Genomic DNA, 23,104 nt, shown 5'->3' with positions numbered 1-23,104 from the left:
CGCTTCGCGCTGCGCTGGTCGATCCGGCCGTGCTCGCTCATCGCCTCCGGAAGGTCATTCGTGACAGAACCCCGCCACACCGGCGCCGACGTCCGCTCGCTCACCGACACCCTGATCGCCGAGGCACAGAACGCCGGCGGGCAGCTCACGTCGGCGCAGCTCGCGCGTGCCGTCGAGTCCGCTGAGGTGAATCCGGCCCAGGCCAAGAAGCTCCTGCGTGCGCTCTCCGAAGCGGGCGTGACCGTGGTGGTCGACGGTTCGGCGAGCACCCGCCGCCGCGTCGCCGCCGCGCGCTCGGCGACGCCCGCGTCCCGGGCGACGACCGCCAAGGCCACGACCGCCAAGGTGACCAAGAAGGCCGCCCCCGCCCCCAAGCAGGCCGCCGCCGCGGACGAGGAGACGGCCGCACCGGTCGCCGCCACCGCCGCGCGCAAGGCGAGCCCCCGCAAGGCCGCTGCCACCGCCGAGGGCGCCGCTGCGAAGCCCGCCAAGGCGACGAAGGCGACCAAGGCAGCCGCCAAGCCCGCCAAGGCCACCAAGGCAGCCGCCAAGGGCAAGGGCAAGGACGCCGCGGAGGAGGTGGACCCGGAGGAGCTGGCGGCCGTGATCGAGGACGTCGTCGTCGACGAGCCCGTCGAGCTGACCCGCGCCGCCGAGTCCGACGCCGCCAAGTCGGCCACCGACGGCGACTTCGAGTGGGACGACGAGGAGTCCGAGGCCCTCAAGCAGGCCCGCCGGGACGCGGAGCTGACCGCATCAGCCGACTCGGTGCGGGCGTACCTGAAGCAGATCGGCAAGGTTCCGCTGCTCAACGCCGAGCAGGAGGTCGAGCTCGCCAAGCGGATCGAGGCCGGCCTCTACGCCACGGAGCGGCTGCGTCTGGCCGACGAGGGCGCGGAGAAGTTCACCCGGGACATGACCCGGGACCTGACCTGGATCACCCGCGACGGCGAACGGGCCAAGAACCACCTGCTCGAGGCGAACCTGCGACTGGTCGTCTCGCTGGCCAAGCGCTACACCGGTCGCGGCATGGCGTTCCTGGACCTGATCCAGGAGGGCAACCTCGGTCTCATCCGCGCGGTCGAGAAGTTCGACTACACCAAGGGCTACAAGTTCTCCACGTACGCCACCTGGTGGATCCGCCAGGCCATCACCCGCGCCATGGCCGACCAGGCCCGCACCATCCGCATCCCGGTGCACATGGTGGAAGTGATCAACAAGCTCGGCCGCATACAGCGTGAGCTGCTCCAGGACCTGGGCCGCGAGCCCACGCCCGAGGAGCTGGCCAAGGAGATGGACATCACCCCGGAGAAGGTGCTGGAGATCCAGCAGTACGCCCGGGAGCCGATCTCGCTGGACCAGACCATCGGCGACGAGGGCGACAGCCAGCTCGGCGACTTCATCGAGGACTCCGAGGCGGTCGTCGCGGTCGACGCGGTCTCCTTCTCGCTCCTGCAGGACCAGCTCCAGCAGGTGCTCCAGACGCTCTCCGAGCGGGAGGCCGGTGTGGTCCGGCTGCGTTTTGGCCTCACCGACGGCCAGCCGCGTACGCTTGACGAGATCGGCCAGGTCTACGGGGTGACCCGGGAACGGATCCGGCAGATCGAGTCCAAGACCATGTCGAAGCTTCGGCACCCGTCACGCTCGCAGGTCCTGCGGGACTACCTCGACTGACGGAGCTGATCACGAAAACGTGTCGAAACGGTCACGGAACGCAAACCTTCGTCGGCGCTGCGGCTGCCGGTGCGAGGTCGGACGTTGACGTGGCACCCGGGGGACACGTCACACTGTCGCAACCAGGTGTGACCTCGATCCCCGACGGGCAGACAGGGAAGACCTCACCCACCGAGGGTGTTGGACGATAGGTGACCAATGACCGAAGAGAATGTTCATCGGTGACAACCCGAGGAGGAAGGCGATGACCCCAACCCTCACGCCGCCGCCCGCGACGGTGGCTCCCCCGGCCGCCGATGAACGGTGCGACCGCTGCAACGCCGCCGGCAAGCTCCGCATCACCCTTGCGGGCGGGAGCGACCTGGTGTTCTGCGGACATCACGCGAACAAGTACGCCGAGGACCTCGCCAAGATCACGGTGCGGTTCACGGCGGACCCGGAGTTCAGCTGGCGGGGCGCCGATCTGATGGCGAACTGACCTGTCAACCAGGCAAGAGACCGGCAGGGCCCTTTCGGGCCCTGCCGGTCTTTTGGTGTCCGTTTACCGTCTCCCACTCCCGGCACCCCACACCGCGCACGCCTGGCGCTCCGGCACCCACCATCCCCACACCCCTGCCGCGTCCCTGGAAACCCGTGCGGTGGTGCTCTGGCACCCCGCGCCCTGCCACCCCGCGCCCTGGCACCCCCGCCCCGCCACCCCGCGCCCTGACACCCCCGCCCTGCCACCCCGCGGCACCCCGTGCCCCTAGCGCTCCGCGTCCCTGGCCCGCCACGTCCCCCAGCGCGCCACTCCTGGGGGCACCACGTCCCTGGCGCTCTGGCGCCCGACACTCATGATCCTTAGCTGAAAAGCAGTGCTGAAGGGGCCTGGGAGCGCTGATTTCCGACTAATGATCAAAACCGTCCCGGACCGAGCCGAACCGAGGCACGACCGAGCCGAGGCACGACCGAGCCGAGGCACGACCGAGCCGGGGCACGACCGAGCCGGGGCACGACCGAGCCGGGGCACGACCGAGCCGGGGCAGGCTAGAGGGTCTGGACGGTGGCGATGCGCTCCTCGAGCTGTTCGATCGTCGCCTGGGCGCTCGGCGGGCCGCCGCAGATCCGCCGCAGCTCCGCATGGATCTTGCCGTGCGGCTGGCCGGTGCTGTGGTGCCGGGCCGCCACCAGCGCGTTCAGCTGGCGGCGCAGCGCGATTCGCCGCTCTCCCGCGGTCAGCTGCGCCGGCTTCGGTGCCGTATCGACCGCCGTGTCGGCACGCCGCCGCCGCTGGGCGGCCAGCTGCTCGGCCTGCCGCTTGTTGAGCAGCACCGAGACCTGTTCGGGGCTGAGCAGCCCGGGCAGGCCGAGATACTCCTGCTCCTCGGGCGTACCGGCCTGCGCGGCGGTGCCGAAGGAGGCGCCGTCGAAGATCACCTGGTCGAGCTCCGCGGTGGCCGAGAGCGCCTCGAAGCGCTTCTCCAGCTCCCCGCTGGCCTGCTCGCTGCGCTGCGCCCGTTCCAGCAGGTCGTCGTCGAAGCCCTCGCGCCGTTTCGGCGCGCCAAGGACGTGGTCCCGGTCGGCCTCCATCTCGCTGGCCAGGCTCAACAGGTGCGGGACGCTCGGCACGAAGACCGAGGCGGTCTCACCGGGGCGCCGGGCGCGGACGAAACGGCCGATCGCCTGGGCGAAGTAGAGCGGCGTGGAGGCGCTGGTGGCGTAGACGCCGACGGCGAGCCGGGGAATGTCGACACCCTCGGAGACCATCCGGACAGCCACCAGCCAGCGCTGGTCGGAGGCGGCGAAGTCGGCGATCCGGCCGGAGGCGCCGACATCGTCGGAGAGGACCACCACGGGCTTCTCCCCCGTGCCCCGCTCCAGCAGCCGCGCGTACGCCCGGGCGGACTGCTGGTCGCTGGCGATGACCAGGCCGCCGGCGTCGGGCATGCCCTCCCGGCGCAGCACGCTGAGCCGGGCGTCGGCGGCCCGCAGCACCTGCGGCATCCAGTCCCCCGCCGGGTCCAGCGCCGTACGCCACGCCTGCGCCACCAGGTCCTGGGTCATCGGCTCGCCGAGGCGGGCGGCCAGCTCGTCGCCGGCGCTGGTACGCCAACGGGTCTCACCCGAGTAGGCGAGGAAGAGCACCGGCCGGACGACGCCGTCGCGCAGGGCGTCGGCGTAGCCGTAGACGGAGTCCGCCTTCGACCGGGGCAGACCGTCCCCGCCCTTCTCGTAGACCACGAACGGAATGGGGTTGTCGTCGGAGCGGAAGGGCGTACCGGTGAGCATCAACCGTCGTACGGCCGGCTCGAAGGCGGCTTTGACGCCGTCGCCCCAGCTGCGCGAGTCACCGGCGTGGTGGATCTCGTCGAGGATCACCAGGGTCCGGCGGGTCATGGTCCGGCGGCGGTGCACCTGCGGGGCCATGCCGACCTGGGCGTAGGTGACGACAGCGCCGTGGAAGTCGGCCGAGGAGTGCAGGTCGGCGTTGCGGAAGGCGGCGTCGAGTTCGATGCCGACCCGGGCGGCGGCGCTCGCCCACTGCGTCTTGAGGTGTTCGGTCGGGGCGACCACGGTCACCGCGTCGACGGTGCCGTCGTTCAGCAGCTCCGCGGCGATACGCAGCGCGAAGGTCGTCTTGCCGGCGCCCGGGGTGGCGACCGCGGTGAAGTCGGGGCTACGCCGGCGCAGGTACTCGAAGAGCGCCTTGCGCTGCCAGCCCCGCAGCGGCGGGAAGGTGTCGATCGCCGGCAACCGGACACCCACGCGTATCGCTCCTCTCGGCCGTGCACGAAAACGCCCCCGCGACACTCGGCGCTCGCGAAGGCGGCCCCAGCATAACCAGGCGGCCGCGGGTCGGCCCGGCAACACCGCCGGGGGTTGGGCGGGTCACGAACGACCCGGGCGCAGAACCGGCCCGGGTCACGAACGACCCGAGTGCACCACCGGCCCGGTCACGAACGTCCGGAACGCACCAGCCGCGACGGCCGGTCCGCGGCTACCGGCGCCGACCAGCGACGACGCAGCGCCAGCACCCGGACCACGAAGACGAGCAGCACCGCGCCACCGAGCGGCACCGCCCCGGTGGCGTCGATCAGATCGAGCAGCACCACCGCGGTGGCGCCGAGCAGCGCGGCGAGGGCGTAGATCTCGCGCAGCAGCACCACCGGGATCTCCCCGGTGAGCAGGTCGCGGGCGAGACCTCCGCCGATGCCGGTGAGCATGCCGATCATGACCGCGCCGAGGGCGGAGACGTCGGCGTCGAGCGCCTTGAGGGTGCCGGCAACGGCGAAGAGGCCGAGCCCGGCCGCGTCGAGGACCAGCACTGTGGTGCGCAGCCGCGCGAAATGGGGATGGAACCAGAAGACCACGGTGGCGGTCAGGATCGCGGTGGCGGCGTAGCGCCAGTCGGCGAAGGCGAGCGGCACCGGCTCGTCGATCACCAGATCCCGGAAGATCCCACCGCCGAGGGCGGCGAGGAAGCCGACGAAGACCACTCCGAAGAGGTCGAGCCGCTTCGCCACCGCGGCCGACGCGCCGGAAGCGGCGAAGACGGCCACTCCGGTCAGGTCGGCGATCAGCAGCGCGGTGGAGGTGCTCACCGGCGCAGGGTACGCGCGCGGGCGCGGCCGGGCCGCGCCCGGCGGTCACATCGAGTCGTAGATCTCCTTGCATTTCGGGCAGACCGGGGAACCCGGCTTGGCCGCCTTGGTGACCGGGAAGGTCTCGCCACAGAGCGCCACGACGAAGGTGCCCATGACGGCACTTTCGGCGATCTTCTCCTTTTTGACGTAGTGGAACATCTCCGGCCCGGTGTCGGCGTCCTTCAGTTCCGGACGCTCGAGAATCTCTGTGCTCACGGTTGCACCTCCAACGGCGTCAAGTCTGGCAGGTCTCCTCGGGGCGGTCCACCAGAGGTCACACCCGCAGCCCGACGTACGGTAGCGGTCGTGACCGATTACCGAATCCACTTCAATGACGAAGTTTCCGCCGCGCTGAGCGAGGGCCGTCCGGTTGTCGCCCTGGAAAGCACGATCATCTCGCACGGCCTGCCCCGGCCGGACAACCTGCGGGTCGCCCGGGAGATCGAGCAGACAGTACGCGAGGCGGGCGCCGTACCGGCGACCATCGGCATGATCGGCGGCGAGCTGCGGGTCGGTCTCGACGACGCGCAGCTGGTCCGGCTGGCCGGCAGTGACTCCGCCGCCAAGCTCTCGGTGCGCGACCTGGCCCCGGCTGCCGCGGCCGGTGTCGACGGCGCCACCACCGTCGCCGCCACCAGCGCTGTCGCCGCCGCGGCCGGGATCGACGTCTTCGCCACCGGCGGGCTCGGTGGCGTGCACCGGGAGGCGGCCCAGACCTTCGACGAGTCCGCCGACCTGGTGACGCTGGCGCGTACGCCGATCACCGTCGTCTGCGCCGGGGTCAAGTCGATCCTCGACGTGGGCGCGACCCTGGAGCGGCTGGAGACCCTCGGGGTGAGCCTGGTCGGCTACCGCACCCGGCGCTTCCCCGGCTTCTTCATCACCGACGGCGGCTTCGACCTGGACTGGTCGGTGGACTCGCCTGCCCAGGTGGCGGCGGTGATGGCGGCCCGCGACGACCATGCGCTGCACCGCGGTGCGCTGCTCGTGGCCAACCCGCTCCCGGTGGAGGAGCAGCTCGACCCGCAGCTGCACGACCGCACCCTCGCCGACGGCCTGGCGATGCTGGCCCGCGACGGGATCACCGGCAAGGCGGTGACGCCGTTCCTGCTCGGCCACTTCCACTCGGCCACCGAGGGCGCGAGCCTCGCGGTGAACGTGCGCATCATCCTGCGCAACGCCGGCCTGGCGGCGCAGATCGCGGTGGCAGCCGCCGCGCGTACCACTCCGTGACCGCCGCGCCGGGCTCCGAGGCGCCGCGGATCGTCGTCGTCGGGGACGTCATCACCGACGTGGTGGCGACGCTGCACACGCCGCTGGCCACCGGCTCGGACACCCCGGCCCGGATCCGCGTCACCGGCGGCGGACAGGCCGCGAACACCGCCGCCTGGATCGCCGCCGCCGCGACGCCGGTGACGCTCGTCGGAGTGGTCGGCACGGATCCGGATGCCACCGCCCGCATCGAGGAGCTGCGCCGGGCCGGCGTCGACTGTGCGATCCGCCAGGACCCGGCCGCGCCGACCGGCACGGTGATCGTGCTGACCACCGCCGCCGAACGCACCATGGTCACCGAGCGGGGGGCGAACCTGCTGCTGACCGGCGCGGACGTGACAGCGGCGCTGGCCGCTGCGCCGGGGGCACGGCATCTGCACCTGTCGGCGTACACGCTGCTGGATCCGGTCTCACGCCCCGCCGGCCTGGCGGCGCTGGCGTCCGCCCGCGAGCGGGGCCTCACCACCAGCGTCGACGCGGCCTCCGCGGCGCCGCTGCGGGCTGTCGGCCCGGCGGCCTTCCTGAGCTGGGTACGCGGCGTCGACCTGCTGCTGGCCAACGGCGACGAGGCGGCGGCGCTGGTGGCCGCGGCGCCCGGGGCCGACCAGGCCCGCGCACTGACCGCCACCGCCCGGTACGCGGTGGTCAAGCTGGGCGCCGCCGGGGCGGTCCTCGCCGGACGGGACACCCCGCCGGTGTCGCTGCCCGCCGCGGAGGTCCGCGCCCTCGACACGACCGGGGCCGGCGACGCGTTCGCCGCCGGGTTGCTGGCGGCCTGGGTGCGCGGCGCCGATCCGGCGACGGCGCTGGCGGCGGGCATCCGCTACGGCGCGGAGGCGGTAACGGTGACAGGCGGCCGGCCGGTCCGGTGACGACCGCCCCGTGCGGGCTACGGCTCCAGGTCGATGACCCGGGGCTCCTCCTCGGTGGCGAGGGTGCGTGGCGGCGGCTGCGCGGCGAGCTTACGGCGGCCGATGCCGAGCTTGACGCGCAGCCGGTTCTCTTCCTTCGGCGGCCCGTCGTTGGCGAGCAGCACCGCCAGCCAGGGCAGCAGGATCGCGCCGACGGCGCAGAGCGGCAGCCAGAGCCAGAGCAGCGGGGCGTCGACGGTGACCAGGATCGCGCCGACGACCAGGCAGACCGTGCGGATGCCCATCATCACCACGTACCGCACCATCCGGCCGTGCAGTTCGTCGTGCTGACTGCGCCGGGCGTCGGTGATCAGTATCGGTTCATAGGCCGGACGCTTCACGAGGCCTCCTCAGGCTGCCTGCCCATCCTCCCACTCGCCGCAGCCCCGGCGGTAGCAGACCGGACTCACCGGCACACGCCGCGTACTCAGCCCTTGGCGGCCTTCGCCTGGGCCTTCATCGCGGTCTTGTACTCGCGTACCCGGCGCAGCGACTCGCCGTCGACGATGTCGGCGACCGACCGGTGGCTGTCCGCCTCGCCGTAGCCGCCGGCGGCCTCGCGCCAGCCGTCGGGCTGCACGCCGTAGCGCTTGCCGAGCAGCGCCACGAAGATCTGCGACTTCTGCTTGCCGAAGCCGGGCAGGTCGGCGACCCGCTTGAGCAGTTCCCGGCCGTCGGCCGCCTCCGACCAGAGCCGCGCCGCGTCCCCGTCGTAGCGCTCGACCAGCACCCGGCAGACCTCCTGCACCCGGGCCGCCATCGCCTTCGGGAAGCGGTGCAGCGCCGGCTTGCGGCCGAAGATCTCGGTCAGCTCGTCCGGGTCGAAGCTCGCCAGCTCGTACGCGTCCGGCTCGTGCCCCAGCCGCTGCGCCAGGTCGTACGGCGCCGCGAAGGCCCGCTCCAGGGGAATCTGCTGATCGAGGACCATCCCGATCAGCAGCGCCAGCGGGCTGGCGTTGAGCAGGGCGTTGGCCTCGTCGTCGATCGGCAGGGAGAGCGTCATGCGTTCCATCCTGCCGTCCCCGCTCCCGCCGGATCCAGCGACCCCGCTCGCTGCACCGCAGGTCATCGCCGCCGGGTTTGCCGGCGCGGTCCTAGGATTGGGCCGGTGATGATCTCCCCGCCGGCCGGAACCCCGTACCACCGGCTCGCCCGCACCGCCGCCCACCGCTGGTGGCGTCCGCCGCTCGGCACCCTCTTCGTGATCGCCGTCGCCTTCTTCGCCATCTGCGCGATGGTCGGTGTCACGGACGTGGCGGGTGGGCTGATCGGCCTGCCGGTCGACGAGGACGGGCTGCGGGACTTCGGCGCCCTGGGCGGTCTCGCGCTGGACATGGCGCTGATCGCCCTGCTCCTGCCGGTGACGATGCTGGCGGCCCGCTGGGTGCAGCGCCGGCCCGCCGGCACCCTCTCCTCCGTGCAGGGGCGGGTGCGCTGGCGCTGGCTCGGTCTCTGCCTGCTGGTGGCCGTGCCGGCCGTACTGTTGCTGATCGTCGGCAGCGAGGTGCTCGTCGCCCTCACCGGTGGCGCCGGGGACGCGGGCCTGGTCGCCCCCGGTCCGGACTGGACCGCGGTGGCGTGGGCGCTGCTGGTCGGGCTGGCGGTGGTGCCGTTCCAGGCCGCCGCCGAGGAGTACGCCTTCCGCGGCTGGCTGGCGCAGCTGGTGGGCGCGTACGTGCGCTCGCCCTGGATCGGCATCGCCGTGCAGGCCCCGCTCTTCGCCATCGCACACGGCTGGGGCGGACTGCCCGGTTTCCTCTCGCTCACCGCGATGGGGGTGGGTTGCGGCTGGCTCGCGCTGCGGACCGGCGGACTGGAGGCCGCCGTCGCCCTGCACGTGGTGAACAACCTGGTCGGCGTCGGCCTCGCCGCCGCCTACGGCACCCTCGACTCCGACGAGACGATGGCGAACGCCCCCTGGCAGCTCGCGGTGGTCGACATCGTGGTGATCACCGGGTACGCGCTGGTCCTGGACCGGCTGGCGCGCCGCCGGGGCCTGCCGAACCTCAGCCCCGAGGTTCCCGCCCCGGTCATGCCGGTGGCCGCCCCGTACCCGGGCCACCCGGGCATCTGGCCGGCTCCGCGCAGTCCGTACCCGGGCCAGACAGTCCCGTATCCCGGGCAGCCGGCGCCGTACCCCGGCCAGGCCGTCCCCTACCCCGGCCAGGCGGTGCCGTACCCGGGTCAGGCGTGGCCGGGTGCGCAGGATGCGGGCGGGCCGTGGCCGGGGCCGCAGGGCGGGCCGGTGCCATACCCGGCGGCTTCTCCCGGCGGCGGTGGCACCGCGGCGGCGGCCGGCGGTCCGGGGCCGGCCAAGCCGGTGGACGACGGTCGGTAGCAGGCGGAGGCTCGGCGGCAGGCAGGATGGCAGGCGTGGACCAACCCGAGATGCTGCTCAGCCCTGCCGGTGTCGACCGGCTCCGCGCCGCCCTGACCGGCGCCGGCTACACGGCCGCCGGGATCGCCGCCCGGCTCGGCCCGGAGATCACCGCCGCGGTCGCCCGCAACGACTTCCGGGCGGCGCTGCGCGTGACCGGCGAGCGCGACGCCCTGGACACCCTCATCCGCCTGTACGTCTGCGAACAGGTCGAACCGGAGTCGGCGGTGGCCTCGGCTCTCGCGCCGCTGAGCCTGGACGAGGCGCTCGCCGCCGGCCTGGTCGAACGCGTCGACGACGGGTTGCGCGCCGGGGTGGACCTGGAGGCGTACGGCGACCGGTGGTGGGTCCTGGCCGACGTGCCGCTGGGCGCCCGTCCGGGGCAGCCGCTGCGGGCCGAGCACGTGCTGGGCATCGGCGGGGCCACCAACACCCTGATCGGGGCGACGGTACGCCGGCCGGTCGGCACCGCACTGGACCTCGGCACCGGCTGCGGCGTGCAGGCGCTGCACCTGTCGACGCACGCGGCGCGGGTCACCGCCACCGACCTCTCGGCGCGGGCACTGCGCTTCGCGGCCACCAACGCCGCCCTCAACGGGCAGGACTGGGAGCTGCTCCGCGGCGACCTGACCGCCCCGGTCGCCGGGCGCCGCTTCGACCTGGTGGTGAGCAACCCGCCCTTCGTCGTCGGGCCGGGCACCACCACCCACGTCTACCGCGACTCGGGCCGGGCCGGCGACGCCGTCGGCGCCGAACTCGCCGCCGCCGCGCCGGGGCTGCTCACCGAGGGCGGCACGATGCAGTATCTGGCGAACTGGCTGCACGTCGCCGGCGAGGACTGGGCCGACCGGGTGGCCGGCTGGTTCGCCGGCACCGGTCTGGACGCCTGGGTGATCCAGCGGGAGGTCGCCGACCCGCGGTCGTACATCGACCTGTGGATGTCCGATGCCGGGGAGGCCGTCGATCCGGAGCGGATCGCCGCCTGGCTGGACTGGTTCGACGCGCAGCGGGTGGAGTCGATCGGCTTCGGCCTGGTGAGCCTGCGCCGCGGCGGCCACGACGACCCGGTGGTACGCGTGGAGGAGCTGCGCCAGCAGGTGGAGGCGCCGCTCGGCGCGCAGGTCACCGCCTGGTTCGACCGGCAGGACTGGCTGCACGAACGCGACCTCGACGCGCTGCTGGCCGCCCGGTACCGCGCTGTCGACGGGCTGCGGCTGGAGCAGGAGGCGAGCCTGGGCGCCGACGGCTGGGAGGTCGGCCGGCAGGTGCTGGCCACCACCGGCGGGCTGCGCTGGAGCGAGGAGGTCGATCCGCTGCTGCTGGCGCTGGTCGGCGGCGCGAACGGGCAGCTACCCCTGGGTGAGCAGCTCGAACTGCTGGCGATGGCGCACGGGGCGGCGCCCGCCGAGCTGGCGCAGGCGGCCGGTCCGATCGTGGCGCACCTGGTCGAGCGGGGCTTTGTCGAGCCGGTGGCGGGCTGACGCGATGCGGGCGGTGGTGCAGACGGTCAGCCGGGCCAGTGTCACGGTCGACGGCGAGGTGGTGGGCGCGATCGGCGAAGGGCTGCTGGTGCTGCTCGGCGTGACCCACGACGACAGCTCAGAGACCGCGCGGACGATGGCGCGCAAGGTGCACGAGCTGCGCATTCTCGACGATGAGCGCTCGGCGGCCCAGACCGGCGCGGCGGTGCTGGTGGTCAGCCAGTTCACCCTCTACGGCGACGCCCGCAAGGGACGGCGGCCGTCCTGGACGGCAGCCGCGCCGGCGGCGGTCGCGGAGCCGCTGGTCACCGAGTTCGTCGAGGCGCTGCGGGAACGGGGCGCGCCGGTGCAGACCGGCCGGTTCCGGGCGCAGATGCTCGTCGAGAGCGTCAACGTCGGCCCCCGTACGATGCTCCTGGAGCTCTAGGCGGGCACCGCGCGGCCCGCCGCGCTTCAGACGGGCACCGCGCGGCCCGCCGTGCTAGGCGGGCACGGCGCGGCGCAGCCACGCCTCGATCCGGTCCGCGCAGTCGGTCTCGCCCGCATCGTCGTTGGCGACGGTCAGGCGCTCGTACGCGGTCCTGCCGAGGCCGAGGAAACCGCCCGGCTTGTCGACCTCCAGCAGCACCTGGGACTGCCTCTCGTCGGCGAGGAAAACCAGCTCGAAGCGGTCCAGCCGGCCGGCCCAGCCCGGCGGCGCCGCGAACTCCAGCACCTGGTGGAAGGGCACCTGCTGGCCTACCCCGTAGAGGTGGCCGCGCTGGATCTGGGCGCCGACCGGCCGGAAACCGAGCCGGGCGAGCGCCGCCAGGATCTGCTCCTGTGCGGGCGTCGGCGCCACCTGCACCGGGTCCAGCTCCCCCGGGTCCGGCGCCCAGTCGACGGCGAGTTCGGTGTGCAGGCCGACCGAGAGCCCGACCAGCGGCTGGTCGTAGAGCCGGGTCAGCGGGCTCTGCCAGGGCACCGGGTACCGGAACGGCAGTTCGCGGCGCTGCCCCGGGTCGAGCCGGGTCGCGCCGGCCACCTGCGTGCGGTGGAATTCCTGGCCGGTGCCGTACTCGCCGCCGCCGTCGATGACCGCGACGCAGGCGACCAGCGCCATCCGTACGCCGTCGGCGGCGACCGGCTCCTCCCCGGCGGTGACCAGCACCCGGCCGTGCAGCTCCTCGCCGGGGCGGCACCGCGCCTGATCCAGCACGGTCTCCAGGGCGGCGATGTGCCGGCCGGTCACGTCCAGCAGGCTCTTTCGGACCATCTGACGACCTCCACCGCCCGAAGTGGATCCGTCCCACCGGGACAGGGCGGGCGGTCACCGGGCACAAGAGCAGGCCGCATACCCGGTGTCGGGGAGAAGACACCAGGATCGGATACCGGATTGCCGTCACCTCACTCCCGTTTCACGCCCTCCTCGCCACACTTGTCCTCACGCCGACGCCACGAGCCGCCGGCGTAGCGCCGGAAGTTTGACGCGGGGAGGCACAGATGGTTCTCAAGATGAGCGAGCAGCGGGTGCAGGCAACGGCTACGGCGCACGACGCCGTGACCACCCCCGTCGACCTCGACGCCACCGACGAGCGCGGGGTCAGCGCCGACCTCGTGCGGGCGTACCTCAACGGCATCGGCCGTACCAAACTTCTGACCGCCGCCCAGGAGGTCGACCTCGCCAAGCGGGTCGAGGCCGGCCTCTTCGCCGAGGAGAAGCTCGCCACCTGCGTGCCGGTCTCGGCCGAGTTCCGCCGCGACCTGGAGACGGTCGTCGCCGAGGGGCGCGCCGCCAAGGACCACCTGCTGGAGGCGAACCTGCGGCTGGTGGTGAGCATCGCCAAGCGCTACACCGGTCGCGGCATGGCGTTCCTGGACCTGATCCAGGAGGGCAACCTCGGTCTCATCCGCGCGGTCGAGAAGTTCGACTACGCCAAGGGCTACAAGTTCTCCACGTACGCCACCTGGTGGATCCGCCAGGCCATCACCCGCGCCATGGCCGACCAGGCCCGCACCATCCGCATCCCGGTGCACATGGTGGAGCAGGTCAACCGGATGGTCCGGGCCCGGCGTGAGCTCAGCGTCCGGCTCGGCCGCGAGCCGAACGTCGCCGAGGTCGCCGCCGAACTGGGCGTGCCGGAGTACCAGATCATCGAGCTGATCTCCTACGACCGGGAGCCGGTCAGCCTGGACCAGACCGTCGGCGAGGACGGCGAGAGCGCCCTGGGTGACTTCGTCGCCGCAGGCCCGGGTCTCTCCACGGAGGACCCGGGACAGGGCCGGCTGCGCAACGAGGTGCGGATCGTGCTGGCGACCCTCTCCGAGCGCGAGCAGCAGGTCATCCGGCTGCGCTTCGGCCTCGACGACGGCCGGCAGCGCACCCTCGACGAGGTGGGCCAGGAGTTCGGCCTCTCCCGGGAGCGGATCCGCCAGATCGAGAAGGTGACCCTGCTGAAGCTGCGGGAGCCGGACCGGGTCGAGCGGCTGGCGGCGTACGCGTCGGTGGCGCAGGCCGGCTGACCTGACGAGAGCACATCCGACGGCCCCGATCCGGCACCCTGCCGGCGGGGCCGTCACAGGTGTCGGGGGCCCTTGTCCGGCCGGTTGCCGGGGGCGCCGACGTGCACGACGGCGTGCAGCACCGACAGCCCGTCGGGACGGGCCAGCACCGGATTGAGGGTGAGCGCCCGCACCCGGGGCTGCTCGTCGGCGAGCCGTCCCACCCGCAGCAGCAGATCGGCCAGCGCCTCCCGGTCCACCGCCTGCGCACCCCGGTAGCCGCGCAGCAGCGGCGCCGCCCGCGGCTCGTCGACCAACGCGATCGCGTCCCGGTCGGTCAACGGCGCCGCCCGCCAGGCCCGGTCACCGAGCAGTTCGGTGGCGACCCCGCCCAGTCCGAAGCCGACGACCGGCCCGAACGCGGGATCCTCCACCAGCTCGACCACACAGGAGACCCCCGGCGGCACCATGTGCTGCACGAGCGTCTCCGCCCCGAAGAGCGCTGCCATCTCCCGGTACGCCTGCCGCACCGCGTGCGCGTCCTGCAGGTCCAGCCGTACGGCGCCCAGGTCGAGGCGGTGCCGCAGTCCGGCGCCGGCGGACTTGAGGGCGACCGGGTAGCCCAGGCGGGCGGCGGTGGCGACCGCCTCCTCTGCCGAGGTGACCGGCATCGACTCGGCGACCTCGATGCCGTACGCGGCGAGCAGCCGGCGGGTGGCGTCCGGAGCGCCGGAGTCGAGCAGCGCGCCGGCGGCGGCGGTGTCCACCCCGGGCAGTTCGGGGAAGACGCCGGCGGGCTGGCGCAGCCAGTCGGCGTACTCGCTGACCCGGGCCAGTGCCCGCACCGCCTCCTCGACCGTCGGGTACGACGGCACCGCCGCCGGCAGGTCGCCGACGAGGAACGTCGCCACGGTCGGCTTCTCCCCCGCCAGCGCGACGCTGGCGACCGCGGCGGTGAAGTCGGCGTCGGTGCCGCTGAGCTGACCGGGCAGCGGCGGCGCGAAGGTGACGACCAGGGCGTCCACCCGGTCGTCGACGGCGGCGTCGGCGAGCACGTCGGCGAACTCGTCCGCGCCGGCCTGCGGCCCGACCTCCACCGGGTAGCCGGCGGCGACCTCCAGCCCCTGCGCCCGGCAGGCGGTGGCGGCCAGCCCGGCCAGCGCCGTGGAGTTGCCGACGATCCCCACCCGTCGTCCGGTGGGCAGCGGCTGGTTGGCAAGGAGCACACCGACGTCGAAGAGCTCCTGGACGGTGTCGACCCGGATCACGCCGGAGCGGGCGAAGAGGGCGGTCACGGCCGCCGCGTCCGGCCCCGGGGAGTCGCCGACGCCGGGCGGACGCGCCGGTGAGGCGAGCGCCACCACCGGTTTGCTGCGGCCGATGCGCCGGGCAAGCCGGGCGAACTTGCGCGGGTTCCCGAAGGTCTCCAGGTGCAGCAGGATCACGTCGGTGCCCGGATCCTCCTGCCAGTACTGGATCAGGTCGTTGCCGGAGACGTCGGCCCGGTTGCCGGCCGAGACGAAGCTGGACAGCCCCAGGCCGCGCCGGTCGGCCTCGGCCAGCAGCGCCACGCCGAACGCACCGGACTGGCTGAAGAAGCCGACCCGGCCGGCCGCGGGCAGCCGCGGCGCGAGGGTGGCGTTGAGCCGGAACCGCTCGTCGGTGTTGGCGATACCCAGGCAGTTCGGCCCGACCACCCGCATCCCGGCGGCGTGCGCCCGGCGCACCAGGTCGCGCTGGGCTTCCACACCGGCCGGTCCGGCCTCGGCGAAGCCGGCGCTGATCACCACCAGGCCGTACGCCCCGGCCGCGGCGGCGTCGGCCAGCACTCCGGGTACGGCGTCGGTGGCCACCGCCACCACCGCCAGGTCGACGGGGACACCGGCGTCGGCGGCGTGCCGGTAGGCGGGCAGTCCGGCGACGGTCTCGGCGCTCGGGTGCACCGGCACGATCGCCCCGGTGTAGCCGCCGTCACGCAGGTGCGCCAGCAGCGCCGCCCCGACGCCCTGGCCGCTGGCGCTCGCGCCGTAGACGACCACGCCCCGCGGGGTGAGCAGCCGGGCGATGGAACGCGCCTCGGTGCGCAGCTCACGGCCGTGCTGCACCTGCAGGGTCTGCTCGGTGGGAGCGATCGGGAAGGTCAGGTGCACCACGCCGTCGGCGTACTGGCGCTCGACGTGGTAGCCGAAGTCGGCGAAGACCCGCAGCATCGCCCCGTTGGCGGGCAGCACCTCGGCCACGAACCGGGTCAGCCCGACCTGTCGGCCCGCCTCGGCGAGGTACTCCAGCAGCACCGGGCCGATCCCGCGTCCCTGGAACGAATCCTCCACCACGAACGCCACCTCGGCGTCGGGGGCGTCCGGCCCGAGCCGGTCGTAGCGGCCGACCGCCACGATCCGCTCCCCCGACAGCACCACGAACGCCTCCCGGTCGCGGTGGTCGACGTTGACGAAGCGCCGCAGGTCCCGGGCGGGGATCCGCGGGTACGGCGAGAAGTAGCGCAGATAGCGGGTGCGTTCGGAGAAGCGCGAGTGCATGGCGAGGATCGCGTCGGCGTCCTCGGGGCAGATCGGTCGCAGCTGGACGGTCGTGCCGTCGGTGAGCAGCACATCGATCGGGGCATCCATCGTCTTCACCGCTATCGCCTCCGGCCTGCCTCAGTCGCGCGGATCGTGCGGATCGAGGCCGAAGAGCGGGAAGGCCGCCATTCGGGTCGCCAGGACCGCCCTGTCCACGCTGCCCGGTTCTCCCTCCGGTTGCCAGGGCCGGTAGGCCACATCACACCCGTCGGTCATCCGCAGCGGCACCTCGTCACCGGGGCGGCGCTTGCGCGCCAGCTTGCGCCAGGCGTTCGGCGTCGCCGTCGCCGGGTCCAGCGGCTGCCCGGTGACGGTGGCCAGCAGGTGCGTCCAGGCCCGCGGCACCACCTCGACGAGGGCGTACCCGCCACCGCCGGTGGCGACCCAGCGCCCGTCGCAGAGCTCCTCGGCCAGGTCGCGCAGCGCGATGTGGGCGGCGCGCTGGCCGTCGACGCTCAGCCGCAGATCGGCCAGCGGGTCGCTGCGGTGACTGTCGGCGCCGCACTGGGTGATCAGGATCTGCGGCCGGAAGGCGCGCAGCACCGAGGGGACGACGGCGTGGAAGGCGCGCAGCCAGGCCGAGTCCTCGACACCGGGCGGCAGGGGCAGGTTCACCGCGCTGCCGGGCGCGCCGGGTCCGCCGGTCTCATCCGGGAAGCCGGTGCCCGGGAAGAGCGCCAGCGGGGTCTCGTGGATGCTGACCGTCAGCACCCGCGGATCGTCGTAGAAGATCTCCTGGACGCCGTCGCCGTGGTGCACGTCGATGTCGACGTAGGCGACCCGCTCGGCCCCGAGGTCCAGCAGCCGGGCGATCGCCACCGCCGGATCGTTGTAGACGCAGAACCCGGCGGCCCGCCCGGGCATCGCGTGGTGCAGCCCGCCGGCGATGTTGACGGCCCGGCGCACCTCCCCCCGCCAGACGGCCTCCGCGGCGGTCAGGGTGGCGCCGGCGATCAGGGCGCTCGCCTCGTGCATCCGCTCGAAGGCGGGATTGTCGGCGGTGCCGATGCCGTAGCCACTGAAGAACGGGTCGTACGGGGCGGCGCGCACCGCGTCGAGGTAGTCGGCGCGGTGCACCCGGGTCAGCGCCGCGTCGTCGGCCGGCGGCGGCACCACCAGCCGTACGCCGGGGCGGTTCAGCACGCCCAGTTCACGGGCGAGCGCCATGGTCAACTCGACGCGCACCGGGTCAAGCGGATGCTCGCCGAGGTCGTAGCCGAGCAGTGACTCGTCCCACACCACCATCGTCTCCGCGACCATGGCGTCATCGTCGCACGCGTACGCCGATGCCGGGCTGCACGGTTCAGCCGGTGGACGTCTCCTCGCCGGTGGCGACCGGGCGGGCCGGATCGGTGATCCAGTCGCTCCAGGAGCCGACGTAGAGGGCGGCGTCGGCGCGTCCGGCCAGGTGCAGGGCGAGCACCGCCTGCGCGGCGGTCACCCCCGAACCGCAGTACGCGCCGACGGGCGTACCGGTGGGGGCTTCGTCGAAGATCTGCCGCAGCGCCGGCGGGGCGGCGAACCGTCCGTCGGGCCCGGCGTAGCGGGCGGCGGGGACGTTGCGGGCCCCGGGGATGTGACCGGCGACCGGGTCGACGGGTTCGGTCTCGCCCCGGTAGCGGGCGGCGGCGCGCACGTCGAGCAGGGTGCCACCGGCGGCGACCAGCTCGGCGGCCGCGTCCGCGTCGAGCACCGGCAGTCCGCCGGGTGCGACGGTGATGTCACCGGGGACAGGGCACGGCGTGCCGGTGACCACCGGCAGGTGCTGCGCCACCCAGGCCGGGTAGCCGCCGTGCAGCACGCGTACCTGCTGGTGCCCGGCCCATCGCAGCGTCCACCAGGCGCGGGCCGCCGCCATCGAGTCACCGCCGTCGTAGACGACGACCGGATGCCCGGCGCGCACCCCGGCGGCGCGCAGCACCTGCTGAAGCGCCGCCGGGTCGGGCAGCGGGTGCCGCCCGCCCGCACCGGGCGGGCCACAGAGGTCGGCGTCGAGGTCCACGAAGACCGCGCCCGGCAGGTGACCGTCGTCATAGTCCTCGCGTCCGGGCGGTCCGGCGAGGCGCCACCGTACGTCGAGCAGTGTGGGCGGGTCGGCTGCCGCGATCTCGGCGGCGAGCGCGGCGGGTTCGACGAGAAGCGCAGGGGAGGCGGACATGCGGCCAGTCAATACCATCGGCCCCCGGCACCGTCCAGGGTCCTGCGCCCCTGGACGGCTCGCGGCTGACGGATCTCGGGGGTAGGGCAGGGTAAACTTCCCAGCGGGAGGCCACCAGCCGTGAAGCACGAAAAGAAAGATCTGGTCGACACCACCGAGATGTACCTGCGGACCATCCTCGAACTGGAAGAGGAGGGGGTCCCACCGTTGCGTGCCCGGATCGCCGAGCGTCTGCAACAGAGCGGGCCGACCGTGAGTCAGACGGTGGCGCGAATGGAGCGCGACGGCCTGCTCACCGTGGAGGGCGACCGTCACCTGACGCTGACCGAGACGGGCCGGGAGCACGCGGTGTCGGTGATGCGCAAGCACCGCCTGGCCGAGCTTCTGCTGGTCAATGTCATCGGCATGCCCTACGAGGAGGCCCACGAGGAGGCCTGCCGGTGGGAGCACGTGATGAGCGACGCCGTGGAGAAAAAGGTCTACGAGCTGCTCAACCGCCCCAGCCGGTCGCCGTACGGCAACCCGATTCCGGGGTTGGCCGCCTTCGGCAGCACCGATCCCGAACCGCACGCCGGCGACGGTGAGCGCAACCTCGCCTTCCCCGGGATCTCCGGCGCTGTCGTGGTGCGGCGCATCTGCGAGAGCGTGCAGACCGACTCGGAGGTGCTGCGGCAGCTGCACGCCGCCGGGGTGGATCCGGGTGCGACGGTCACCGTCTCCCAGGAGCGCGACGGCGTGACGATCAACCGGGACGGCGGCGCGGTCCGGCTGCCCCGCGAGGTCGCCTCGCGGGTCTTCGTCGCCAGCTGAGCCACCGGTCTTCGTCGCCGGCTGAGCCGCCCCTCTCCCTCGCGGGGGCGGGTCAGCCGGTGGCGGTTTCCACCTGCTGGGCGAGGGTGATCAGCCCGGCGGTGTGCTGCTTCGCCACCTGGGCGGTCGCCTCGACCGGCAGGGTGTAGCGCAGGGTGCGCAGCTGCCCCTTGGCGTCGAGCCAGCCGACCTCGCTGGTGGCGCCCTGCCGCCGGTCGCCGTCGCGGACCAGCTTGTATCCGGCCTGGCCGAGCCCCTTCACCGCACCGGCCCCCGCGGGCACGATGTCGGCCTGGAACGTCTCCACGTCGAGGCCGGCCCGGGTGACCGAGAACGCCAGGTCGGGGTGGGTCGCGTCCGCGGTACGTACCACGCAGGTGCTGGTCCGGCGCTGTTCCTGCGCGGCGGCGATGGTGAAGCGCGTCCCGGTGGCCTGCTCGATGACGTCGAAGTCCAGCCAGCGGCAGGCGCCCCCGGCCGAGGCCGCGGGAACAATGATCTCCGGGGCGTTGGCGCCGCTCCCGTCGACCGGTGGCTGCGCGTCCCGTTCGGCACCGCACCCGCTCAGCGACACGAGTGCCGCCGCTGCCAACAACAGCCGCGCCCGCACATTCACCCCCAAGTCCGGGCCGCCGGTCGGCAGCCCGTCGGACACCGTACGGCTTCCCCGGCCCGGGCGAAAGTCGGCCGAACTGGCGGCGGTACCGGACAATCGGCGACGAACATCCCCGGCGGGGCAGCGGCGGGGGCCGCCTCGGGTCACGCCGCCGGGCGCAGCGCCTCGCCGGCGGTTTCACGCACCGCGACGGTCAGGGCCGCCAGCACGGTCGAGTCGACCCGCCAGTGCTGCCAGTAGAGCGGCACGTCCAGGAACGCGCCGGGGGCGGGTTGCACGCAGCGTCCCGCGTCGAGTTCGGCGTGCGCGTGCGACTCGGGCAGCAGACCCCAGGCCAGGCCCAGCCGGATCGCTTCGTTGAAGCCGGCCACCGACGGGACGTAGTGCAGCGGGCCGGTCGGCTGCCGCCGGGTGAGCGTACGGACGAAGCGGTGCTGCAGGCTGTCCTTGCGGTTGAAGGCCAGCATCGGCGCGACGGCGAAGGCGTCTGCCGGGAAGCCGGCCGGGAAGTACCGGCGGGCAAAAGCGGGTGCGGCGACCGCGAGGTAGCGCATCACGCCGAGCCGCTCGACCCGGCAACCGCGGACCGCTTCGTGCTGGGCGGTCACCGCCGCCATCACCGTGCCGTCGCGCAGCAGGTCGGCGGTGTGGTCCTGGTCCTCCTCGTGCAGGTCGAAGTCGAGCGCGAACTCCGCCGGCAGCCGGGTCAGCGCCGGCAGGAACCAGGTCGCCAGCGAGTCGGAGTTGACCACCACCGCCACCCGGGTACGTCCGGCGGCCGGACCGCCGCGGGCGGCGTGCAGTGCCTCCTGCTCCAGCAGGGCGATCTGACCGGCCAGCCGCAGCAGCGGTTCGGCGGCGACGGTCGCCCGGCAGGGCTTGCCGCGACGGATCAGCACCTGGCCGACGGACTGCTCCAGCGCCTTGATCCGCTGGCTGACCGCCGAGGGAGTGACCCGTAGTGCGGCCGCCGCGCCCTCGAAGCTGCCGGCCCGGATCACCGCGGCGAAGGTCTCCAGCTGCACCGAGTCCAGCACTATGAAGCTTTCCTAATCAGCATGCAGAAACATTAGCTGGAGTGATGGTCGGCAGGACCGTAGCGTCGACCGCATGCAGTCAGCAATGGTCACTTCCGGCCTCACCGGCTTCTCGGTGTCGCTCACCCTGATCGTCGCCATCGGCGCGCAGAACGCGTTCCTGCTACGGCAGGGGCTGCGCCGCGAGCACGTCGTACCGCTGGTGGTGATCTGCGCGGTCTCCGACGCGCTGCTGATCGCCGCCGGGATCGGCGGGCTTGGCGCCCTGGTGACCGACCGGCCGCTCCTGCTGACCGCCGCCACCTGGGGCGGGGCCGCTTTCCTGCTCGGGTACGGGGCGATGGCGGCCCGGCGGGCGCTGCGCCCGGACGGCGCCCTGCTCCCCACCGACCGGCCGGCGACCAGCCTGCGCGCGGCGGTCCTCACCTGCCTGGCGCTGACCTACCTCAACCCGCACGTCTATCTGGACACGGTGCTGCTGATCGGCAGCATCGCCCAACGCCAGGCGCACGTCTGGATCTTCGGGGCCGGCGCGATGATCGCCAGCGCGGTCTGGTTCACCGCGCTGGGCTTCACCGCACAGCGACTTGCGGGAGTGCTGCGCCGCCCGGCCGCCTGGCGGGCGCTCGACGGCGCCGTCGCGGTCATCATGTGGGTCGTCGCAGCCTCACTGCTCATCGGCTGACGGCTGCGCGAGGGCCTCGGCGGCCCTCTATCCGGTTCAGTCGTCGACGTACGGGCAGTGCCGGCAGCCGTGACCGCAACAGGGGCGGCCGGCGAGGAAGGCGGCGGTGAGCACCTGGTAGCCGGTGGCCGGGTCCCGGTAGGCGGGCCGGCCGGTGGCGAGCGCCGCCGCGTGCAGGGCCAGGATCTCTTCCCGGTGCGGATGCCCCGGCGCCAGCCGGGACGGGTGCGGGCACTCCAGCGGCCGGGCAGCCAGGGGCAGGCGAGGGCGTGACATCGCCGCGAGTCTAGGCGGCGCGCCGGACCTCGGCCGTCGCGGAGGCCGGCCCCGCGTCGCCGGTCACGCCGGGTCCGGTGCGGTCCACCAGACTCATTGATCATCGCGGCGCGGGCGGATAGCGTCGAGAGCATGACGAGATCCGCCGTACCCGGCTCCGTCCCGGCCGCCGAGTCACCGGCGCCCGCCGGCGCTCGCGCCGAGTCCCCGGGCTCTGCTTTCGACACGGCCACCGGGGTCAGCCGTGACGGCGACGGGGTGTGGCGCGCCGATCTGGCGCCCGACTGGGACCTCGGCACCGGCATCCTCAACGGCGGCTATCTGCTCTCGGTCGTCGGCCGGGCCGCCGTGCTCGACTCCCCGCACGAGCATCCGGTGGCGCTCGCCGCCGGCTTTCTGCGGCCCGCCCGCGCGGACCGGGCCACCCTGCACGTGAGCACGGCGCCGCCGGGACGGACCACCGCCCACGCCACTGTCGGCCTCGCCGACTCCACCGGAACGCTCATCAGCGCGCAGGTCACCACCGCCACCCTGACCGCCGTCGAGGCCGCCGGCTCGCGGCCCGATGCCACCCCGGTCGAGAAGTGCCTCCCCCTCACCGAGGAGGGGGCGCGGAGCATGCCGGGTGTTCCCTTCCCCGGCCTGATGCGGCAGGTGGAGACGCGGCTGGATCCGGTGACGGCCGGCTGGGTCTTCGGCAAGCCCGCCGACGAGCCGGTGCACCGCGCCTGGGTGCGCTTCGCCGACGGCCGGGATCCCGACCCGCTCGCGCTGGTCCTCTTCGCCGACGTGCTGCCCCCGACCGGATTCGCGCTCGGCCGCATGGGCTGGGCGCCGACCGTACAGATCCAGGTGCTGGTCCGCGACCTGCCCGCCCCCGGCTGGTGCCTGGTGGAGACCCGGGGCGGCGAGGTCAGGGACGGCTGGGTCGACGAGGACTGCCGCATCTGGGACAGCACAGGCCGGCTGGTCGCGCAGGCCCGCCAGCTCGCCCGGGTCGCCCGCGCCCCGCAGTAGGACCGCTGCACCGGGACCGGGCAGCAGGCCTGCGGCGGGATCGCGCAGTAGACCGGCAACGGCGAGCACGCCACCGGCGTAGGTCATCACGAATCACCGAGGACGGA

The 23,104-nt window shown here is 73.6% G+C and carries 23 protein-coding genes; 11 read left to right on the top strand and 12 right to left on the bottom strand.

All coding sequences use genetic code 11. The annotated features are described in order from the left end of the window. The first annotated feature begins 60 nt into the window (after positions 1-60). Positions 61-1,674: an RNA polymerase sigma factor gene (locus tag ACK8GG_RS10940; protein ID WP_440350111.1), complete on the top strand. Its 1,614-nt coding sequence runs from the start codon at positions 61-63 to the stop codon at positions 1,672-1,674. A gap of 244 nt (positions 1,675-1,918) precedes the next feature. Then, entirely contained in the window at positions 1,919-2,152 is a 234-nt protein-coding gene (locus ACK8GG_RS10935) for a DUF7455 domain-containing protein (RefSeq protein WP_440350110.1), read from the top strand. Between the two features lie 548 nt (positions 2,153-2,700). Here the strand turns inward: ACK8GG_RS10935 and ACK8GG_RS10930 are convergent. From ACK8GG_RS10930 to ACK8GG_RS10920, 3 genes are all read right to left on the bottom strand, one after another. Then, on the bottom strand, positions 2,701-4,419 hold the full coding sequence (locus ACK8GG_RS10930; RefSeq protein WP_440350109.1) for a DEAD/DEAH box helicase: 1,719 nt from the start codon (positions 4,417-4,419) through the stop codon (positions 2,701-2,703). 188 nt (positions 4,420-4,607) lie between these two features. Then, a complete protein-coding gene (locus ACK8GG_RS10925) occupies positions 4,608-5,255 on the bottom strand; it encodes a trimeric intracellular cation channel family protein (protein ID WP_440353543.1) in 648 nt (215 codons plus the stop codon). A 45-nt stretch (positions 5,256-5,300) separates the two neighbouring features. Further along, on the bottom strand, positions 5,301-5,513 hold the full coding sequence (locus ACK8GG_RS10920) for a DUF3039 domain-containing protein (protein ID WP_440350107.1): 213 nt from the start codon (positions 5,511-5,513) through the stop codon (positions 5,301-5,303). A 90-nt stretch (positions 5,514-5,603) separates the two neighbouring features. On the opposite strand from ACK8GG_RS10920, the gene ACK8GG_RS10915 reads away from it, so the two are divergent. Beyond that, a complete protein-coding gene (locus ACK8GG_RS10915; protein WP_440350106.1) occupies positions 5,604-6,530 on the top strand; it encodes a pseudouridine-5'-phosphate glycosidase in 927 nt (308 codons plus the stop codon). Continuing rightward, complete coding sequence (locus ACK8GG_RS10910; RefSeq protein WP_440356213.1) at positions 6,527-7,441, top strand: carbohydrate kinase family protein; 915 nt, start codon at positions 6,527-6,529, stop codon at positions 7,439-7,441. Before ACK8GG_RS10915 ends, ACK8GG_RS10910 begins: the two co-directional genes overlap by 4 nt. Positions 7,442-7,458: 17 nt before the next feature. On the opposite strand, the gene ACK8GG_RS10905 is transcribed toward ACK8GG_RS10910, so the two are convergent. Together ACK8GG_RS10905 and ACK8GG_RS10900 are read right to left on the bottom strand one after the other, a co-directional pair. Further along, a complete protein-coding gene (locus ACK8GG_RS10905) occupies positions 7,459-7,821 on the bottom strand; it encodes a DUF3099 domain-containing protein (RefSeq protein WP_440350104.1) in 363 nt (120 codons plus the stop codon). Between the two features lie 86 nt (positions 7,822-7,907). Beyond that, the gene (locus ACK8GG_RS10900; RefSeq protein WP_440356212.1) at positions 7,908-8,492 is read right to left on the bottom strand and encodes an HhH-GPD-type base excision DNA repair protein; all 585 of its coding nucleotides are present in this window, start codon (positions 8,490-8,492) and stop codon (positions 7,908-7,910) included. Between the two features lie 99 nt (positions 8,493-8,591). Between ACK8GG_RS10900 and ACK8GG_RS10895 the strand changes: the two genes are divergently transcribed. From ACK8GG_RS10895 to dtd, 3 genes are read left to right on the top strand one after another with little or no spacing between them, the layout of a single operon-like run. Then, positions 8,592-9,818 (top strand): CPBP family intramembrane glutamic endopeptidase, encoded by a 1,227-nt coding sequence (locus tag ACK8GG_RS10895; RefSeq protein ID WP_440356269.1) that lies wholly within the window; start codon positions 8,592-8,594, stop codon positions 9,816-9,818. Positions 9,819-9,853: 35 nt separating this feature from the next. Next, a complete protein-coding gene (locus ACK8GG_RS10890) occupies positions 9,854-11,338 on the top strand; it encodes a DUF7782 domain-containing protein (protein ID WP_440356211.1) in 1,485 nt (494 codons plus the stop codon). Positions 11,339-11,342: 4 nt separating this feature from the next. Then, positions 11,343-11,765 (top strand): D-aminoacyl-tRNA deacylase, encoded by a 423-nt coding sequence (gene dtd / locus ACK8GG_RS10885; protein WP_440356210.1) that lies wholly within the window; start codon positions 11,343-11,345, stop codon positions 11,763-11,765. 54 nt (positions 11,766-11,819) lie between these two features. Here dtd and ACK8GG_RS10880 read toward each other — a convergent pair whose 3' ends face one another. Further along, positions 11,820-12,593, bottom strand: a complete 774-nt coding sequence (locus tag ACK8GG_RS10880; RefSeq protein ID WP_440353538.1) for a sporulation protein — start codon at positions 12,591-12,593, stop codon at positions 11,820-11,822. 239 nt (positions 12,594-12,832) lie between these two features. Between ACK8GG_RS10880 and sigB the strand changes: the two genes are divergently transcribed. Further along, positions 12,833-13,840, top strand: a complete 1,008-nt coding sequence (gene sigB, locus ACK8GG_RS10875) for an RNA polymerase sigma factor SigB (protein WP_440356268.1) — start codon at positions 12,833-12,835, stop codon at positions 13,838-13,840. Positions 13,841-13,893: 53 nt separating this feature from the next. Here the strand turns inward: sigB and ACK8GG_RS10870 are convergent, their stop codons facing one another. Genes ACK8GG_RS10870 through ACK8GG_RS10860 form a run of 3 tightly spaced genes read right to left on the bottom strand, consistent with a single transcriptional unit; the run spans position 13,894 to position 18,556 of the window. Beyond that, entirely contained in the window at positions 13,894-16,446 is a 2,553-nt protein-coding gene (locus ACK8GG_RS10870; RefSeq protein WP_440350319.1) for a bifunctional acetate--CoA ligase family protein/GNAT family N-acetyltransferase, read from the bottom strand. Positions 16,447-16,476: 30 nt separating this feature from the next. Next, on the bottom strand, positions 16,477-17,658 hold the full coding sequence (locus tag ACK8GG_RS10865) for an acetoin utilization protein AcuC (protein ID WP_440350098.1): 1,182 nt from the start codon (positions 17,656-17,658) through the stop codon (positions 16,477-16,479). A gap of 43 nt (positions 17,659-17,701) precedes the next feature. Then, on the bottom strand, positions 17,702-18,556 hold the full coding sequence (locus ACK8GG_RS10860; RefSeq protein WP_440350097.1) for a sulfurtransferase: 855 nt from the start codon (positions 18,554-18,556) through the stop codon (positions 17,702-17,704). Positions 18,557-18,676: 120 nt separating this feature from the next. Between ACK8GG_RS10860 and ACK8GG_RS10855 the strand changes: the two genes are divergently transcribed. Further along, positions 18,677-19,366, top strand: a complete 690-nt coding sequence (locus ACK8GG_RS10855; RefSeq protein ID WP_440350096.1) for an iron-dependent transcriptional repressor DtxR — start codon at positions 18,677-18,679, stop codon at positions 19,364-19,366. A gap of 52 nt (positions 19,367-19,418) precedes the next feature. Here ACK8GG_RS10855 and ACK8GG_RS10850 read toward each other — a convergent pair whose 3' ends face one another. Together ACK8GG_RS10850 and ACK8GG_RS10845 are read right to left on the bottom strand one after the other, a co-directional pair. Next, complete coding sequence (locus tag ACK8GG_RS10850; RefSeq protein ID WP_440350095.1) at positions 19,419-20,021, bottom strand: hypothetical protein; 603 nt, start codon at positions 20,019-20,021, stop codon at positions 19,419-19,421. A gap of 104 nt (positions 20,022-20,125) precedes the next feature. Continuing rightward, positions 20,126-21,019: a LysR family transcriptional regulator ArgP gene (locus tag ACK8GG_RS10845; protein ID WP_440350094.1), complete on the bottom strand. Its 894-nt coding sequence runs from the start codon at positions 21,017-21,019 to the stop codon at positions 20,126-20,128. 85 nt (positions 21,020-21,104) lie between these two features. Between ACK8GG_RS10845 and ACK8GG_RS10840 the strand changes: the two genes are divergently transcribed. Next, positions 21,105-21,704 carry a LysE/ArgO family amino acid transporter gene (locus ACK8GG_RS10840; protein ID WP_440350318.1) on the top strand — a complete coding sequence of 200 codons (600 nt, stop codon included), beginning with the start codon at positions 21,105-21,107 and terminating at the stop codon, positions 21,702-21,704. Positions 21,705-21,740: 36 nt separating this feature from the next. Here the strand turns inward: ACK8GG_RS10840 and ACK8GG_RS10835 are convergent, their stop codons facing one another. Next, positions 21,741-21,980 (bottom strand): DUF5522 domain-containing protein, encoded by a 240-nt coding sequence (locus ACK8GG_RS10835; protein ID WP_440356209.1) that lies wholly within the window; start codon positions 21,978-21,980, stop codon positions 21,741-21,743. 132 nt (positions 21,981-22,112) lie between these two features. Here ACK8GG_RS10835 and ACK8GG_RS10830 point away from each other — a divergent pair, with 132 nt between their 5' ends. Then, positions 22,113-22,997, top strand: a complete 885-nt coding sequence (locus ACK8GG_RS10830; protein ID WP_440356208.1) for a thioesterase family protein — start codon at positions 22,113-22,115, stop codon at positions 22,995-22,997. Positions 22,998-23,104 lie beyond the last annotated feature (107 nt).

The organism is Melissospora conviva (assembly GCF_049523535.1).
In the GTDB taxonomy this organism is placed as follows: Bacteria; Actinomycetota; Actinomycetes; order Mycobacteriales; family Micromonosporaceae; genus Melissospora; species Melissospora conviva.
The sequence above is the reverse complement of the archived record's forward strand: the minus strand, read 5'-3'. Positions and strand labels throughout refer to the sequence as shown.